At 69.6% G+C, this 14,697-nt stretch carries 17 protein-coding genes and 1 tRNA gene; 4 read left to right on the top strand and 14 right to left on the bottom strand.

Features of this window, described 5'->3' with window-relative positions; translation table 11 throughout:
• Positions 1 to 260: 260 nt before the first annotated feature.
• Positions 261 to 686 (bottom strand): PRC-barrel domain-containing protein, encoded by a 426-nt coding sequence (locus R9Z33_RS18680; protein ID WP_318648069.1) that lies wholly within the window; start codon positions 684 to 686, stop codon positions 261 to 263.
• A 240-nt stretch (positions 687 to 926) separates the two neighbouring features.
• On the opposite strand from R9Z33_RS18680, the gene R9Z33_RS18675 reads away from it, so the two are divergent.
• A complete protein-coding gene (locus R9Z33_RS18675; protein ID WP_318648068.1) occupies positions 927 to 1,814 on the top strand; it encodes a hypothetical protein in 888 nt (295 codons plus the stop codon).
• Between the two features lie 43 nt (positions 1,815 to 1,857).
• On the opposite strand, the gene R9Z33_RS18670 is transcribed toward R9Z33_RS18675, so the two are convergent.
• Positions 1,858 to 2,028, bottom strand: a complete 171-nt coding sequence (locus R9Z33_RS18670; protein ID WP_318648067.1) for a DUF1328 family protein — start codon at positions 2,026 to 2,028, stop codon at positions 1,858 to 1,860.
• A 213-nt stretch (positions 2,029 to 2,241) separates the two neighbouring features.
• On the opposite strand from R9Z33_RS18670, the gene R9Z33_RS18665 reads away from it, so the two are divergent.
• Positions 2,242 to 2,793, top strand: a complete 552-nt coding sequence (locus tag R9Z33_RS18665) for a YciE/YciF ferroxidase family protein (RefSeq protein WP_318648066.1) — start codon at positions 2,242 to 2,244, stop codon at positions 2,791 to 2,793.
• 187 nt (positions 2,794 to 2,980) lie between these two features.
• Here R9Z33_RS18665 and R9Z33_RS18660 read toward each other — a convergent pair whose 3' ends face one another.
• The 3 genes from R9Z33_RS18660 to R9Z33_RS18650 form a co-directional block, all read right to left on the bottom strand.
• Positions 2,981 to 3,340, bottom strand: a complete 360-nt coding sequence (locus R9Z33_RS18660) for a hypothetical protein (RefSeq protein ID WP_318648065.1) — start codon at positions 3,338 to 3,340, stop codon at positions 2,981 to 2,983.
• A gap of 255 nt (positions 3,341 to 3,595) precedes the next feature.
• Positions 3,596 to 3,672 (bottom strand) — tRNA-Arg (locus tag R9Z33_RS18655).
• A gap of 43 nt (positions 3,673 to 3,715) precedes the next feature.
• Complete coding sequence (locus tag R9Z33_RS18650; RefSeq protein WP_318648064.1) at positions 3,716 to 4,267, bottom strand: carboxymuconolactone decarboxylase family protein; 552 nt, start codon at positions 4,265 to 4,267, stop codon at positions 3,716 to 3,718.
• A 55-nt stretch (positions 4,268 to 4,322) separates the two neighbouring features.
• Here R9Z33_RS18650 and R9Z33_RS18645 point away from each other — a divergent pair, with 55 nt between their 5' ends.
• On the top strand, positions 4,323 to 5,900 hold the full coding sequence (locus R9Z33_RS18645) for a sulfatase-like hydrolase/transferase (protein ID WP_318648063.1): 1,578 nt from the start codon (positions 4,323 to 4,325) through the stop codon (positions 5,898 to 5,900).
• A 16-nt stretch (positions 5,901 to 5,916) separates the two neighbouring features.
• Here the strand turns inward: R9Z33_RS18645 and R9Z33_RS18640 are convergent, their stop codons facing one another.
• Together R9Z33_RS18640 and R9Z33_RS18635 are read right to left on the bottom strand one after the other, a co-directional pair.
• Positions 5,917 to 6,414: a flavin reductase gene (locus R9Z33_RS18640; protein ID WP_318648062.1), complete on the bottom strand. Its 498-nt coding sequence runs from the start codon at positions 6,412 to 6,414 to the stop codon at positions 5,917 to 5,919.
• 8 nt (positions 6,415 to 6,422) lie between these two features.
• On the bottom strand, positions 6,423 to 7,091 hold the full coding sequence (locus R9Z33_RS18635; protein WP_318648061.1) for a DUF3047 domain-containing protein: 669 nt from the start codon (positions 7,089 to 7,091) through the stop codon (positions 6,423 to 6,425).
• Positions 7,092 to 7,155: 64 nt separating this feature from the next.
• On the opposite strand from R9Z33_RS18635, the gene R9Z33_RS18630 reads away from it, so the two are divergent.
• On the top strand, positions 7,156 to 7,857 hold the full coding sequence (locus tag R9Z33_RS18630; protein WP_318648060.1) for a dienelactone hydrolase family protein: 702 nt from the start codon (positions 7,156 to 7,158) through the stop codon (positions 7,855 to 7,857).
• A gap of 40 nt (positions 7,858 to 7,897) precedes the next feature.
• Here the strand turns inward: R9Z33_RS18630 and gloA are convergent, their stop codons facing one another.
• The 7 genes from gloA to bamA are packed head-to-tail and all read right to left on the bottom strand — an operon-like array spanning position 7,898 to position 14,648.
• Complete coding sequence (gene gloA / locus R9Z33_RS18625; protein ID WP_318648059.1) at positions 7,898 to 8,293, bottom strand: lactoylglutathione lyase; 396 nt, start codon at positions 8,291 to 8,293, stop codon at positions 7,898 to 7,900.
• 24 nt (positions 8,294 to 8,317) lie between these two features.
• Positions 8,318 to 9,151 carry an LpxI family protein gene (locus tag R9Z33_RS18620; protein ID WP_318648058.1) on the bottom strand — a complete coding sequence of 278 codons (834 nt, stop codon included), beginning with the start codon at positions 9,149 to 9,151 and terminating at the stop codon, positions 8,318 to 8,320.
• Complete coding sequence (gene lpxA / locus R9Z33_RS18615; RefSeq protein ID WP_318648057.1) at positions 9,148 to 10,002, bottom strand: acyl-ACP--UDP-N-acetylglucosamine O-acyltransferase; 855 nt, start codon at positions 10,000 to 10,002, stop codon at positions 9,148 to 9,150. Before lpxA ends, R9Z33_RS18620 begins: the two co-directional genes overlap by 4 nt.
• Positions 9,999 to 10,475: a 3-hydroxyacyl-ACP dehydratase FabZ gene (gene fabZ, locus R9Z33_RS18610; protein WP_404830616.1), complete on the bottom strand. Its 477-nt coding sequence runs from the start codon at positions 10,473 to 10,475 to the stop codon at positions 9,999 to 10,001. Before fabZ ends, lpxA begins: the two co-directional genes overlap by 4 nt.
• Positions 10,475 to 11,518 carry a UDP-3-O-(3-hydroxymyristoyl)glucosamine N-acyltransferase gene (gene lpxD, locus R9Z33_RS18605; protein WP_318648055.1) on the bottom strand — a complete coding sequence of 348 codons (1,044 nt, stop codon included), beginning with the start codon at positions 11,516 to 11,518 and terminating at the stop codon, positions 10,475 to 10,477. Before lpxD ends, fabZ begins: the two co-directional genes overlap by 1 nt.
• A gap of 22 nt (positions 11,519 to 11,540) precedes the next feature.
• A complete protein-coding gene (locus tag R9Z33_RS18600) occupies positions 11,541 to 12,299 on the bottom strand; it encodes an OmpH family outer membrane protein (RefSeq protein WP_318648054.1) in 759 nt (252 codons plus the stop codon).
• 21 nt (positions 12,300 to 12,320) lie between these two features.
• Positions 12,321 to 14,648 (bottom strand): outer membrane protein assembly factor BamA, encoded by a 2,328-nt coding sequence (gene bamA, locus R9Z33_RS18595; protein ID WP_318648053.1) that lies wholly within the window; start codon positions 14,646 to 14,648, stop codon positions 12,321 to 12,323.
• Between the last annotated feature and the right edge of the window lie 49 nt (positions 14,649 to 14,697).

The following is a 14,697-nucleotide window of genomic DNA, read 5'->3' as shown; positions in this document are numbered from 1 at the left end:
TCTGGTGGTTCCCCGCTTCGGGTTGCGCCGGCCGATCCCCTCCGTTTCGCGTTGTGTCGCGGGGGCGACACAACGCGGAAGCCGGTCAAGGACGAGGCTGGCATGTGGCTCCGTAACGCGCTGGACCCCTCAGGGTTTCGGCGGCGGTGCGGACAAACGCCGAAACCGGCGGGAAGACTGGCCTTCCGGCGGGCAAACGCATTGCGGCGCAGCGTGTTGCCACGCCGCGCCGCATGTTTGGGCGCCAAGCGCCGGCGCCGTCAGCGATGGACGCGCGGGCCTGTCAGCGAAGCCTCGCCAAGGCCGGTGCCGCCCCCGCCATAGTGACGGTCCACCGAGCCGCGCCAGGTCGCGTCAGTCCAGTCCGCACCCGCCTCGGCGCCGTAGCGCGGCGCGCCGCGAAGCTCCGCCTCGGTAAGGGAGGTGACGTAGCCGCCCCGCTCCTCGCTGTAGCTGAGGCCGGACCAGGGCACGGGGTAGTGCTCCGAGCCGAGGCCGAGGAAGCCGCCGAAGGACAGCACCGCATAGGCGACCTTCCCCTCGACCTTCGTGATCATGAGGCTCTCGATCGAGCCCAGGTGGTTGCCCGCCTGGTCATAGACATTGGTCCCCTCCACGCGATCGGAGGAAATCAGGACCTGGCTGCTGGGACGCTCGCCGTCGCCGGAGAAACCTGTCGTGCTCATCATGCTTTGTCCTTGCTTGCCGTGTTGCTGAGGAAAGAACTGGCGCGCCATGCCGTGGTTGCGCGGCGAGGCCGGCATTTCCGCCGCTTCAACCTGCCGGCGCTATGCTGCTTCCGGCGGGCGCGCGGGCGGCCTCGCGCAAATCACCCATGGCGGCGTTGCAGCGCAAACGCGCCTGCGCCGTTGCGGTGCGGTCAGGGACATCAGGCATCGGGCCTGGGACCGCACGGAGGATGGGCGATGAGTACATCAGTGGACGACTATGCGGTGGGGAGGGTGGTCGAGACGCAGATTCACCCGAATGTGAGCTGGGGTGCGATCATGGTCGGCGCCGTCGTGGCCGTCAGCCTCGGCACGATGCTGAACACGCTGGGCCTCGCGGCCGCGGCGAGCCTCGTCGAGACGTTGACGCGCGAAACGCCGACGACGCAGAGCATGGCCGTCGGCTCGGGCGTCTGGCTGGCGCTCAGCACCGCCATTTCCCTCTTTCTCGGCGCGCTCGCAGCGGCCCGCCTCGCGCACCGCTGGGACATGACGGATTCCGCGCTGCACGGCCTGGCGGTGTGGGGCGTTGCGACGCTGCTCGCCGCCGCGCTGCTCGGATCGGCGATGAGTGGCGGTGTCGCGGCCGGCGTGCGCGGCGTGGGCGCGGCGGCCGGGGGCGCCGCGAATGCCATGGGCGCGGCGGTGCCGGCCTTGACGCCCGAGGATGCGCTGGATGGCCTGGGCGGCCGCCTCTTCGGCCAGGGCAATGCGGCGGCGACGCCGCGCGAGGAGGCCATGGCGGAGGCCAGCCAGATCTTCCTTCGCCGCATGCGGGACGGGCAGTGGGTGCCGCAGGACCGGGCGCGCATCGAGGTGCTGATCGCCGCCATCGCGGGCATCCCGCAGCCTGAGGCGGCGACGCGCATCAACGAGACCGAGGCGGCGGTGCAGGCCACGCTGCAGCGCGCGGAAGAGACGGCACGCCGGGCCGCTGATGCGGCGGCACGCGCGACCGCGGTCGGTGCCTTCTGGGCCTTCGCCGCGCTGCTGCTCGGCCTTGGCGCGGCGGTGCTGGGCGCGCGTTCCGGCACGCATCCCGGCCGCGCGGCGCTGGCCCGCCGGCGCGATACCGTGCGCGTCTGACGAGCAGGAACCCGCCCTCTTCACGAGGGCGGGTTCCGCAGGCTCAGTTGCGGCGGGCCACGCCCACCACGAGCGCGACGAGCACGAAGACGATCAGCGCCCAGAAGAGGATGCCGGCACCGCCGCTCGCGGCGCTCGCCACCCCTCCGAAGCCGAGCGCGCCGGCGATGACGGCGATCACGACGAGCGTGATGATCCAGGAAATCACATCCATGACGGGCTTCTCCTCTGCCGGGCCGCGGGTCGGCGGGTCCCGTGTTGAATCCACCCACGCGGCTGGTGCGTGGGACAGCGGAACAACGCGAGGACGGAACCGCGGATGCATCGGGCATGGCCCCATGGCGGGTCGCCGCAGTCATTTTTCCGGGCGTCCGCAACGGGCCGCCCAAGGTGACGTTCCCCCGGCATCAACCCCGAAGGGACCAGGATGATGGAACAGGATGTGCGCGACTGGCTCGTTGACGAACTGAAGGATGCCCACAGTGCGGAGCGGCAGGCGCTGGCCTGCATGAAGAAATCCGCGCGACTCGCATCCGCGCCCACGCTGAAGGCCGGGATCGAGGAGCATATCCGGCAGACCACGGACCAGATCGGTCGGGTGGAGGAGGCGCTGGGGCTGCTCAAGGCCAAGTCGGGCCGCAAGACCTGCATGGCAATGAAGGGCCTGGTCGAGGAAGCGACGGAAGCCGCGGCCGAGCATGAGAAGGGCCCGCTGCTCGACCTCGTGATCGTGGCCGGGATGCAGCGCATCGAGCATTACGAGATCGCAGCCTATGGCACCGACATCGCGGTGGCCCAGGCGCTCGGCGAGGATGAGGTGGTGAACCTGCTCAAGGGCATCCTGGCCGAGGAGAAGGCGACGGATGTGAAGCTCACCACGCTCACCCAGAAGGAGCTGATGGCCACAGCCCTGCACGATGGCAAGCAGGACAAGGCGGCGGCGCTGATGCCCGCGCCACGGCGCCGCCGCGCCGCGTAACGCATTGAGGTGGCCGGCCGGGCGTGGGCCCGGCTGCCCGCCTCGTGCTGCTCCGTCGCGGCGCCGGCGCGGTCAGGCCCGCCTGGCCGCCGCCGTGCCGCATGGAAGTGTGGAAGGGCCCGAACGAGGCCCGGCCGCGGGGACGAACCGCCGGAGATCGGCGGTCCGCCAGGCCCGCGGCGGCGCGTCAGCCCCGGAAGGGCGCACAATTGGCCAGCCGCACCGCCGCCGGGCCGCCACTCATCAGCGGGCCCGAATCGTAGCGGGCGCCGACGCCGGCCTGGAAATAGATCTGCTGGATGTTACGCGAGACGGTGCCGAACTGCGTCTCGGTCGAGCGCGAGCCGAAGCCGGGCGGCACGACCATCGTGATCTGCTGGCTCGGGATCGTGATGGTGGTGCCCGTCTGCGTGGCGAGTGCCGGGAAATTCTCGAACACCACCGTCACTCGGTAGCCCAGGCGCTCGGAGGAGGTCTGGTTCTGCAGCAGCAGCTCATAGGTGAAGCCATGGGGCAGCGTGACCTTGGGGCGGACCGTCTCGATCACGACGCGGCCGCTGCACGGGCCTTCGAGGGGCAGTTGCGGCGGGGTGCTGCTGCGCGAAGGCGGCGGAGGAGCTGACGGCGAACAGCGCGCCGAGAAGCATCGTCTTGTGTTGCATGGACGTTCATCTTTTCGTTGTGATGCCGGAATTGAAACGTCCAAAGAATGAGCCCGGTGGGACGGCGCGTCCATTCGGCCGGACCTATGCCGATCATCGGCGTCTGGCGGAATGGGCGACCAGATTGCGGCTGGGAAATTTGGCGGACCCGAATGGATTCGAACCATCGACCTCTGCCTTCGGAGGGCAGCGCTCTATCCAGCTGAGCTACGGGTCCACGCCGCTGTCTTCCTAGCCGAAGGCAGCGCGCGTTGGAAGCCTCACGCCGCGAAGGGATCGGGTGTGCCGTCGGGCAGGGGCACGCGGGCCACGTTCAGCGTGAGGCCGACCGCCGTGTAGTAACCGCAGATGCCCAGCAGCTCGACCACGCCGGTCTCGCCGAACATCGCCTTGGCGGTGTCGAAGGCGGCATCGCTCACATCGCCATCGGCGTGCAGTTCGGTGCAGAAGCGATGCACCGCCGCCTCGTCCGGCGCCATGTCCTGCGGCTGCTGGCCCAGGCGCACCGCCTCGGCGATTTCGGGTTTCAGGCCGCCCTCGATCGCCAGCGGGTGGTGCGCGAACCACTCGTAGCGCGCGCGGTAGCGCTTGGCGGTGATGAGGATGGCAAGCTCGGAAAGGCGCGCGGGGAAGCTGCTGCCCCAGCGCATGAAGCGGCCCGCGCGCTGCAGCGCATCCGCCATGTCGGGGCTGTGCAGCCAGGCGGGGAAGGGGCCGCGCAGCCCGCCGCGCGCGCCTGCGCCGATGGCCTCCGCCACCTCGCGCTGACGCGGCGTCATGGCTTCGGGGGTGAGGGCGGTGAAGCGGGGCATGGCGTTTCCTCAGGCTGTGTTCAGGCTAGGATGGCCGTGTCTCAGGGAAACGCCAATGCCCGCCCAGCCCAGCCCCGCGAAGAACGTCCTCTTCATCATGTGCGACCAGCTGCGCTGGGATCACCTCGGCTGCGCGGGCCATCCCTTCCTCAAGACACCCAACATCGACGCGCTGGCCGCGCGCGGGGTGCGCTTCAGCCAGGCTTATGTGCAGTCGGGCATCTGCGGCCCCTCGCGGATGAGCTTCTACACGGGCCGCTACGTCGCGAGCCATGGCGCCACGCACAATCGCGTGCCGCTCGGCGTGGGGGAGGTGACGCTGGGCTGGCACCTGCGCGAGGCGGGCCGCACGCTGGCGCTCGCCGGCAAGACCCACATGCTGCCCGATGCGCGCGGCATGAAGCGCCTGCTGCTCGACGGCCAGGATGAGCTGGCCGTGCTGCTGCGCGAGGGCTGGTTCACCCTGCTCGACCGCCATGACGGCCACCATGCCGAGACGGACAATGCCTATGCCCACTGGCTGCGCGCCCAGGGCTATGACAGCCCCGACCCCTGGACCGAGCACGTCATCGCGGTGGAGACCCCGGAGGGTGAGGTGCTGAACGGCTGGAAGATGCGCAATGCCCGCCACCCCGCCCGCGTGCGCGAGGAACACAGCGAGACCGCCTATACGACCGACCAGGCGCTGCGCTTCATCACGGCGCAGGGCGAGAATCCCTGGGTGCTGCATCTCTCCTACGTGAAGCCGCACTGGCCCTACATCGCGCCCGCGCCCTACCACGCCATGTACACGCCCGCGCAATGCCTGCCCGTCCAGCGCCACGTGGCCGAGCGGAGCGCCGACATCCACCCCATGCTGCGCGAGTTCCAGAACGAGGAGGTGGCGCAGAGCTTCCAGCTGGATGAATGCATCGCCACCGTCCGCCCCGCCTATCAGGGGCTGATCGCCCAGGTGGACGCCCATCTCGGTCGCCTCTGGGCGCTGCTTGAGGAAACGGGCCGCTGGCGTGACACCATGGTGATCTTCACCAGCGACCATGGCGACTATCTCGGCGACCATTGGTTGGGCGAGAAGGAGCTGTTTCACGACTGCATCCAGCGCGTCCCCTTCCTGCTCTACGATCCTGCGGAAGCTGCGGATGCCACGCGCGGCACGGTGGAGGAGCGTTTCGTCGAGGCGATCGACGTGGTGCCCACCATCCTCGACGTGCTGGGTCTGGAGGCCCAGCCGCATGTGCTGGAAGGGCGCTCGCTCCTCGACCTCACGCGGGGGACGGCGACCGGATGGCGGGATTGCGTGGTGAGTGAGCTGGACTGGACCTTCCGTGGCGCGCGCCGGCGCCTCGGCCTGCCAACCGGACAGCACCGCGCCTTCATGATCCGCGACGCGCGCTGGAAATACATCCACTGGACCAGCGGCCTGCGCCCGCAGCTTTATGACCTGAATGCCGATCCGGAGGAGTTCTTCGACCTGGGCGCGGACCCGGCGCTGGAGGAGGTGCGGATCAGGATGCGCGAGAAGCTGCTGGCCTGGGCCACCGCGCTGAAATGCCGGACGACGCTGACCTGGGCGGAGGCGGAGTTCCGCACCGACCGTCACAAGGCGGCCGGCGTGTTCTACGGGGAGTGGTAGTGCGCCCTGCCGTGTCTCAGGCCGCCTTGCCGACCAGGTGGTAGTCGCGCGCGAAATACAGCAGCGCCGCCTCCACGCCCTCGGCGGTGCGGATGGCCTCGATCTCGGCGAACATGACCAGGTGCGTGCCCTTCTCCACCACATCGGTGATGCGGGCATCGAAGGCGACAAGCGCGCCTTCCAGCACCGGCGCGCCGGTATGCAGCTTGCGCCACACGCCGGAGTTGAAGCGCGCCGCCCCATCCACGCCGGTGAAGCCCGCGAAGACCGTCGAGAGGTCCTGGTGCGAGCCGCAGAGCGTGTTGACCGCGAGCACGCCATTCTGCCGGAAGGCCTCGCAGGAGGAGACGCTGCGGTTCATGCAGACCAGCAGCGTTGGCGGACTGTCGGTGACGCTGCAGACGGCGCTGGCGGTGAAGCCGCCCAGACCCGCCGGGCCATCGGTGGTGACGATGTTCACCGCGGCCGGCAGCCGCGCCATGGCGTCGCGGAATTCCTTGCGTTCGATCGGCATCGTGTCTCCTAGGCGCAGCGGGTGAAGCGGATGCGCTCCACCATGGCGGAAATCCGCGCTTGTGTATCGTCGGCATCGGTGCCGATGGCAATTTCCTGCAAGGGCGGTGGATCGCCGATGAAAGCCTCGCGCCAGTCGCGCGCCAGGTCGACGCGCTCCTCGTACCAGCGGCCGGTCGGCGTCTGCGCCGGGCGCAGGATTCGCACCTTGCCAAGGCCGGAGAGCCAGGGGCTGTAGAAGCTCTGGGGCTCCTGCCCGGTGCCGCCCCAGGCGTAGATCAGCACGCTGCGGGGTAGGGCGTGGCTGCCTGCCCGCGCCTGCGCCACGCCATGCTGCATGCGCTGCCAGACGGTGGAGCGGCTGGGCCAGCCCTGGAAGCCCACCGCGATCGCCACGGCCCGGTCATCCCCGCCGCGCCGCGTGAGGTCGGTCGGCGGCGGCGCGGCATCCACGCGCCAGCGCCAGGTGAGGCAGGCGGGCGCGCCCTCGACGCGGCGCCAGACGAAGCTGCCCGCCCCTTGGCCCTCGATCGCCACGCCATCGGGCAGGCTGCGGAAATTCGCGGGGCGGAGGCCGTCATACTCGCCATGGGTCCAGCCGGCGGCCGCGAGGCCGGGCTCCGTCGCCGCCCGCGCGACGGCGGGGGCGCCGAGGCCCAGGGTCACGGAGGCAAGCATGGCGCGGCGATCCATCCTCGGTTACATGGCGGCCATCGAGGTTTGCGCCAAGGGAGATGACGCCATGTCCACCATCAAGATCGCCGCAACCGACGGCAGCGGTTCATTTGATTGCCTGGTTGTGACCCCGAAGACACAGCAGCCGACCGGCGTGGTCGTGATGATCCAGGAAATCTTCGGGATCAACGCCGCCATGCGCTCGCTCTCGGCCTGGGTGGCCGATATGGGCTTCATCGCCATCGCGCCCGACCTGTTCTGGCGCCAGGAGCCCGGCGTGCAGCTCGATCCAGATGCCGGCCAGGCCCAATGGGACCGCGCCTTCGCCCTGTTCAATGGCTTCGACCAGGAGAAGGGGCTGGAGGATCTGAAGGCCACCATCGCCGCCGCGCGCAAGCTGCCCGGCGCCAACGGCAAGGTTGGCACGATGGGCTTCTGCCTGGGCGGCCGCATGGCCTTCAAGACGGCGGCGCACACTGATGCGGATTGCAATGTCAGCTACTACGGCGTCGGCATCGAGGGCATGCTGGGCGATGCGCCGGGCATGCGCGGCCCGCTGCTGATGCACATCGCCGAGCTCGACAAGTTCGTGCCACCGGCGGCGCAGAAGGCGATCCTGGAAGGCCTGGCCGGCCACCCGAAGGTGACCTGCCATGTTTATCCGGGCGTGGACCACGCCTTCGCGCGGATGGGTGGCCACGCCTGGGATGCGCGCGCGGCCACCATCGCGAATGGCCGCACGGCCGAATTCCTGGTGGAGTACCTTTGAGCGTCATGCTGGCCCGGCCCTGGCCGGGCCAGCATTTCGTTCACTTCCGCTGGATCAGCTCGATCTTGTAGCCGTCCGGGTCCTCGATGAAGGCGATCAGCGTCGTGCCGAACTTCACGGGGCCCGGCTCGCGCGTGATCTTCACCCCGGCCGCGCGCATCTTCTCACAGACACCGTAGATGTCGGGGACGCCGATGGCGAGGTGCCCGAAGGCGCCGCCCATCTCGTAGCTGCTGACGCCGTAGTTGTAGGTCAGCTCCAGCACCGTCTCGCTCTTCTCATCGCCATAGCCGAGGAAGACGAGCGTGTACTTGCCGTCCGGCACGTCGTTGCGGCGCAGTTCCCGCATGCCGAGATGCGTCGTGTAGAAGGCGATGCTGCGCTCGAGGTCGCCCACGCGCAGCATGGTGTGCAGGTAGCGGAAGGGATGGTCCATCGTCTCTCTCCTGGGTAGGCGCGCTCAGGCTGAGCGCGCGAAGGTCTCTGGTTCGATCGCGATGACGAAGAGGCCCCGCTTGCGCGCTTCCGCCAGCAGCCCCTCGCCATCGGCCAGGATGGTGCGGCCCGCCTCGACGGCGATGCCGCGCAGCCCGGCCTCCGCCGCGTGGCGCACGGTGATGGAACCCACCACTGGCGCGTCCACGCGCAGTTCCTGCTGCGGCTTGGCGAGCTTCACCAGCACGCCGCCAGGGCCGTCGCGCCGAAGGCTCGCCGCACGCGCCAGCAGCGCATCCGTGCCCTCCACCGCCTCGATGCCGAGGACGAGCCCCTGCTGCACGACGACGGACTGGCCCACATCCTGGTCCGCCAGGGCACGGAGCACGCCGATGCCGCGGAGGATGTCGGCGCGTGCCATCTCGTCCGGCGCCTCGCCCGACAGGAGGCCAGCCGCCGCGGTGCTGGAGGGAAGCAGCGATTGCGGCGCGATGACTTCGAAGCCCTCCTCGCCCAGAATGCCGATGAAGTTGCGCAGCAGCGTGTCGTCACCCGCGAAGACCGCCTTGCCCAGCCGCGCGATGACCTTGGCCATCCAGGCATCGGGCCAGAGCGTCAGCGGCGAGAGCCGCTTCGCCTTGCCGCAGAGCACGAGATGCGTGATGCCCTCGGCCCGCAGGCGCTGGATGATGGTGCCACCCGCGCCCACGCGTTCCTCGATATGCGGGAAGGCGCGCAGCGCGGGGTCGTCGTGAAAGTCGCGCAGCAGGACGACGAAGACCTCATGCCCGCGGGCGAGCGCGGCCTCGGCCACGCGCGCGGGGAAGGGGCCTCCGCCGGCCAGCAGGCCGAGCTTCAAGCCTCTTCCTCGTCCCCGCCCAGTTCGGCGGCCATGCGGCCGGGGCGGATCAGCTCGCGCTTGCGCTCGTCGGAGCGGAGGAAGGCCAGCACCTCCTCCACCAAAGCGTCGCCCGCGAAGCGCTGCTCGGCGGCATCCATGCGTGCGGCGAAGGTGCCGGGGTCGCGGAACAGCAGCCGGAAGGCCGAGCGCAGCGCGTGCAGGTTCTCGCGCGAGAAGCCGCGGCGGCGCAGGCCCACCACATTGAGCCCGACGAGGCGCGCGGGCAGGCCGAAGACATTGCCGAAGGGCGGGATGTCGTTGGTGACGCCGGCGAGGCCGCCCACCATGGCGTGGCGGCCCACGCGGACCATCTGGTGGATCGCCGCACCACCGCCCAGGAAGCACTGCTCGCCAAGCTGGACGTGCCCGCCGAGCATCACGTTGTTGGCGAGGATCACGCGGTCGCCCAGGCGGCAGTCATGGCCGACATGGCTGCAGGCCATCAGCAGGCAGTCGGCGCCGATGCGCGTCATGCCCTGGCCGCCCACGCTGCCGCGATGCACCGTCACATGCTCGCGCAGCTGGCTGCGCGGGCCGATGACGACGCCGGTGGGTTCACCCTTGTACTTCAGGTCCTGCGGCGGCAGGCCGACGGAGGCGAAGGGCGAGAGCTTCGCCTCCGCGCCGATCGTCGTCATGCCCTCGATCACGACGTGGGAGGCGAGCTCCACGCCCTCCTCCAGCACGACCGAGGCGCCGATGACGCAATAGGGGCCGATGCGGCAGCCCGCCCCGATGCGGGCGCCGGGCTCGATGATCGCGGAGGGGTGAATCTGCGCCGTGCCGGAGATGCGGTCCACGGGGCTCACCGGTCCCGGATCATGGCGGCGTAGGTCGCTTCCGCCACGACCTGGCCGTCAACCCGGGCCTGGCCCGAGAATTTCCAGACATTCGCCCGGCGCTGCACCTTGGTCACATGGACCATCACCTGGTCTCCGGGCACCACGGGGCGGCGGAACTTCGCCCCCTCGATGGACATGAAATAGACGAGCTTGCCCTCGGCGTCCGGGCCCAGCGTGGCGACGACGAGGACGGCGGCAGTCTGCGCCATGCTCTCGATCAGCAGCACGCCGGGCATCACCGGCTCGGTCGGGAAATGGCCCTGGAAGAAGCTTTCGTTGATCGAGACGTTCTTCACGCCGACCGCGGATTCGCCGATGACGATGTCCACCACGCGGTCGATCAGCAGGAAGGGATAGCGATGCGGGATGGCCCGCATGATCTGCGCGATGTTGTAGCTGTTGATCACGGTGCTGGGCGGGGCGGCCTCATCCATCTCCATCACTCCGGTTTTTGCCTGGCCGCGGGGCGGGAATCGCTGCCGAGACGCTTCAGGACCAACATCGCGCGAATCGCCTCCTTCTTCGGGGCGGCGGGCGAGCCGAGCACCTCGAGCCCCGGCGGCACGTCGTTCATGACGCCGGCCTGGGCGCCGATGCGCACCTTGCTGCCGATCTTGAGATGGCCGGTGAGACCCGCCTGGCCGCCGGCCATCACAAAGTCGCCAAGCGTGGTCGAGCCCGACACGCCGACCTGCGAGACGAGGACGCAGCCCCGCCCGGTGCGGACATTGTGGCCGATTTGCACGAGGTTATCGATGCGCGAGCCGGCGCCCAGCACAGTCTCGCCCAGCGCGCCGCGGTCCACGCAGCTGTTGGCGCCGACCTCCACCGCATCGCCCAGGCGGACGGAGCCGAGCTGCGGGGCGGTGACGAAGCGGCCATCGGCGGTGGTGTTGAAGCCGAAGCCCTCCTGACCGATGCGCGCACCCGGATGCAGCACCACGCCGCGGCCCAGCACCGCATGGGTCACGCTGCAATGGCTGTGAATGACGCAGTCATCGCCCAGCACCACCTTTTCGCCGATCAGAACCAGCGGGCCGATGCGGCAGTTGCGGCCAATCTCGGCCCCGGCGCCGATCACGGCGCTCGCGCCGATCTCCGTGCCCGCGCCGATGATGGCATCGGGGTGGATGACGGCGGAGGGATGGATCTGCCCACTCGGCGTCGGTGCGGGATGGAACAGCGCGGCCACGCGCCCGAAGGCGAGGGCCGTATCCCGGCAGATGACGGCGATGCTGGATGCGGGCACGAACTCGGCGAGGTCCGGCGCGACCAGCACCAGCCCGGCCGCGGTCTGCACCAGCGCATCCTTGTAGGCGCGCCCCTCGCAATAGCTCACCTGCGAGGGCGTCGCGGAATCCAGCGGCGCCACGCCCTCGAAGATGCGCTCACGGTCGCCATCGGCCTCGCCGCCGGCGGCCGTGAGGATGGCGGCGAGAGGTGTCAGGCGCGGTGGCCCGAGGAATCGTCTGTCGTCCGCCATGCGGGCCCCGTGCCGCCGGAACTCAGTTGCGGCGGGGTTGCTGCGCGGGCGCGGCCGGGCGGGCGGGCGGCGTCGGCGGGGCGGGTGGGTTGGCGCCATCGGAATCGGGGGCGATGTTCACCTGGCGGAGCGTGCGGTTGAACTGCTGCGCCACCTCCTCCGTCAGGTCGAAGCCGGGGTCGTTCATGATGACGAGCGGGCGCGGCACCACGATGTTGACCGAGCGGCTGGCGGCCACTTGGCGCACCACGCCGGCCAGCGCTTCCTCGATCTGCATGAGGGATTGCTGCGCTGCCTGCTCGATCGCCTGGCTGCGGTTGCGGAAGATGCGCTGGCTGTCGGTGATGCGGTCCTGCAACTCGCGCTCGCGGGCGCGGATCTGATCCGGCGTCATCTGTGTGCGCTGCACGGAGAGCGCCTGCTGCGCTTCGCGCCAGCCATTCTGCTCGCGCTGGAGATCGTCATTCAGGCGGGTGCGGCGGCGCTCGATCTCCTCACGCACCTGGTTGAAGGCGGTGGAGAGACGCTGAATCTCGGGGATGTCCACGATGCCGATGACGGCCGTCGGCGGCGGCGAGCCGGGAGGCAGCGCGGCCGGACGGGCCGGCTGGCCCTGCGGCGGACGCTGCGGCTGCCCCTGCTGCTGCGGCGGGCGCTGCTGCTGCTGGCCCTGCGGGCGCTGCCCGCCTTGGCCGGGCACGAACCATTCCTGGTTCTGTTGCGCCAGGGCGGGGCCGGACGCCACGAGCAGCGAGGCGAGCGCGTATCGGAAGGATGTCATGTCGTGTACCTGTCTGCGCGCCTAGAAGCGCGTCCCGAAGCCGAAACGGAATACCTGGGTCTGGTCATAGGACTGTTTCACCACCGCCTGCGCCAGGTCGATGTTGATCAGGCCGAAGGGGCTGCGCCAGGAGATGCCCACGCCCGTGCCGACGCGCGGCGAGGAGCTGGTGCCGATGTTGGGTCCCTGCACCGTGTCCCAGAGCGCGCCCACATCCACGAAGGCGCGGCCCAGCAGGCCGATCTCGGAGGGGATGCCGGGCAGCGGGAAGCGCATCTCGGTGCTCTGCGTCCAGAGGCGGCGGCCGCCCAGGGCGTCATTGGTGGTCAGGTCGCGCGGGCCCGCGCCGGCCAGCGCGAAGCCACGGAGGTTCTCGCCGCCCAGGAAGAAGCGGTCCACGATGCGCTCCTGGTTTCCGTTGCCGTTCCAGGGCTCGATGTAGCCGACGCTGCCTGTGATGCTCAGCACGTAGTCGGGGTGGCCGAACACCTGCTCGAAGGGCAGGAAGAGCGCGCCGTCCAGGCGGGCGCGGAAGAAGGCGACATCGCCACCCAGGCCCGCGAAATCCGTGCCCAGTCGCATCAGGTAGCCGCGCCGCGGCTCGATCAGGTTGTCGCGCGTGTCATAAGCGATGGTCTGGCTGACCTGGCTCAGCAGGGTCGTGCCGGCCTGCTCCTGGATGTAGATCGAGGCGCCCGGCTGGATGTTGTACACCTCGCGGTTGATCAGGCTGTACGACCAGGACTGCCGCAGGCGTTCGTTGAACTCGTAGCCCGCACGGACCGCGAAGCCGCCGCGGCGCTCGCTGAACTGCGAGATGTTCTGCAGGTTCCGCTGGATGTAGAAGACATCCGCGCCGACCGCGAGGTTGCGGTCCATGAACTGCGGGTTGGTGGCCGAGATGTCCAGCTGGCTGCGGCGCTGTGCGAGCGTGGCGTTGATGCGCGCATCGATGCCCGTGCCCGAGAGGTTGCGCTCGCGCAGGCCCACATCAGCCAGGAAGCCCGCATCGGTCGAGTAGCCGCCACCGATGCTCACCTCACCCGTCGCGCGCTCGACGACCTGGGTGTTCAGGATCGTGCGGTCCGGTGCTGAACCGGGCGAGTTGGTGATCTGCACATCCGAGAAATAGCCCAGGTTGCGCAGCCGCTCGCGCGAGCGGCGGACCTGCGCCGCGTTGAACGCGTCGCCCTCGGCGAGGCGGAACTCGCGGCGGATCACGCGGTCCTGCGTGCGGGTATTGCCGTTGATGTCGATGCGCTCGACGAAGACGCGCGGCGCCTCGTTCACCGCGAAGGTGATGTTGATCGTGCTGTTCTCGGTGTCGCGCGTCACGCGCGGCTGCACGTCCACGAAGGGGAAGCCGCGGAGGTTGGCGCCATCCGCGATGGCCTGCGCGCTGCGCTCGACCGCGTCGCCATTGTAGACGCCGCCCGGGCTGATCTCGAGGAAGCGCTGCAGGTCCGCCGGATTCAGGTTCGGGAAGGCCGAAGTGATCTCGACCGTGCCGAAGGTGTAACGCGGGCCCTCATTGACGTTGTAGGTCAGGAAGAAGCCGCTGCGGTCCGGCGCCAGCTCCGCCGTCGCGGTGCCGACCTGGATGTCGGCATAGCCGGTGCGGAGGTAGTAGCGGCGCAGCAACTCGCGGTCGAAGTTCAGGCGGTCCGGATCGAAGGTGTCGGAGGAGGAGAGGAAGCGATACCAGGCCGACTGCTTGGTCGAGATCACGTCGGCCAGGCGCGCATCGGAATAGGCGCGGTTGCCCACGAAGTTCACCCGCGCGACCAGCGCGGCCTCGCCCTCGGTGATCTCGAAGACCACGTCCACGCGGTTCTGGTCGAGCTCGATGATCTTGGGCTCGACGCGCGCGGCGAAGCGGCCGCGGCGGGCATAGAGATCAAGGATGCGCTGCCGGTCGGCCTGCACCATCTGCGTGGTGAAGACGGAGCGCGAGCGCAGTTGCACCTCGGGGCGCAGGTTGTCGTCGGAGACGCGGCGGTTGCCCTCGAAGGCGACGCGGTTGACGAGCGGATTCTCCGCCACCGTCACGATGAGGCGCGAGCCGTCGCGCGCGATGTTGACGTCGCGGAACAGGCCGGTCGCGAAGAGGCTGCGCAGCGAGCGGTCGGCGCGGTCGCTGTCATACTGGTCGCCCGGGCCCAGCAGCATGTAGCTGCGGATCGTGTCGATCTCGATGCGCTGGTTGCCGCGAATCTCGACGGCGGTGATCACGCCGCCGGGCTGCTCGGCGCGCGCCGGCGCACTGCGCGGGCGGTTCTGCGCATCGGCAGGGACGGGCGCCAGGACCGTGAGGCCGGCCGCCACCAGCAGGATCGGATGCAGTTTCATTGTCAAACGGGAACCCACCCTGTTTCGGCCACGGGAAAGCGGCCGGACC

The organism is Sediminicoccus rosea, from assembly GCF_033547095.1.
GTDB classification, from domain to species: Bacteria; Pseudomonadota; Alphaproteobacteria; order Acetobacterales; family Acetobacteraceae; genus Roseococcus; species Roseococcus rosea.
This window is presented reverse-complemented; position numbering and strand designations above follow the sequence as displayed.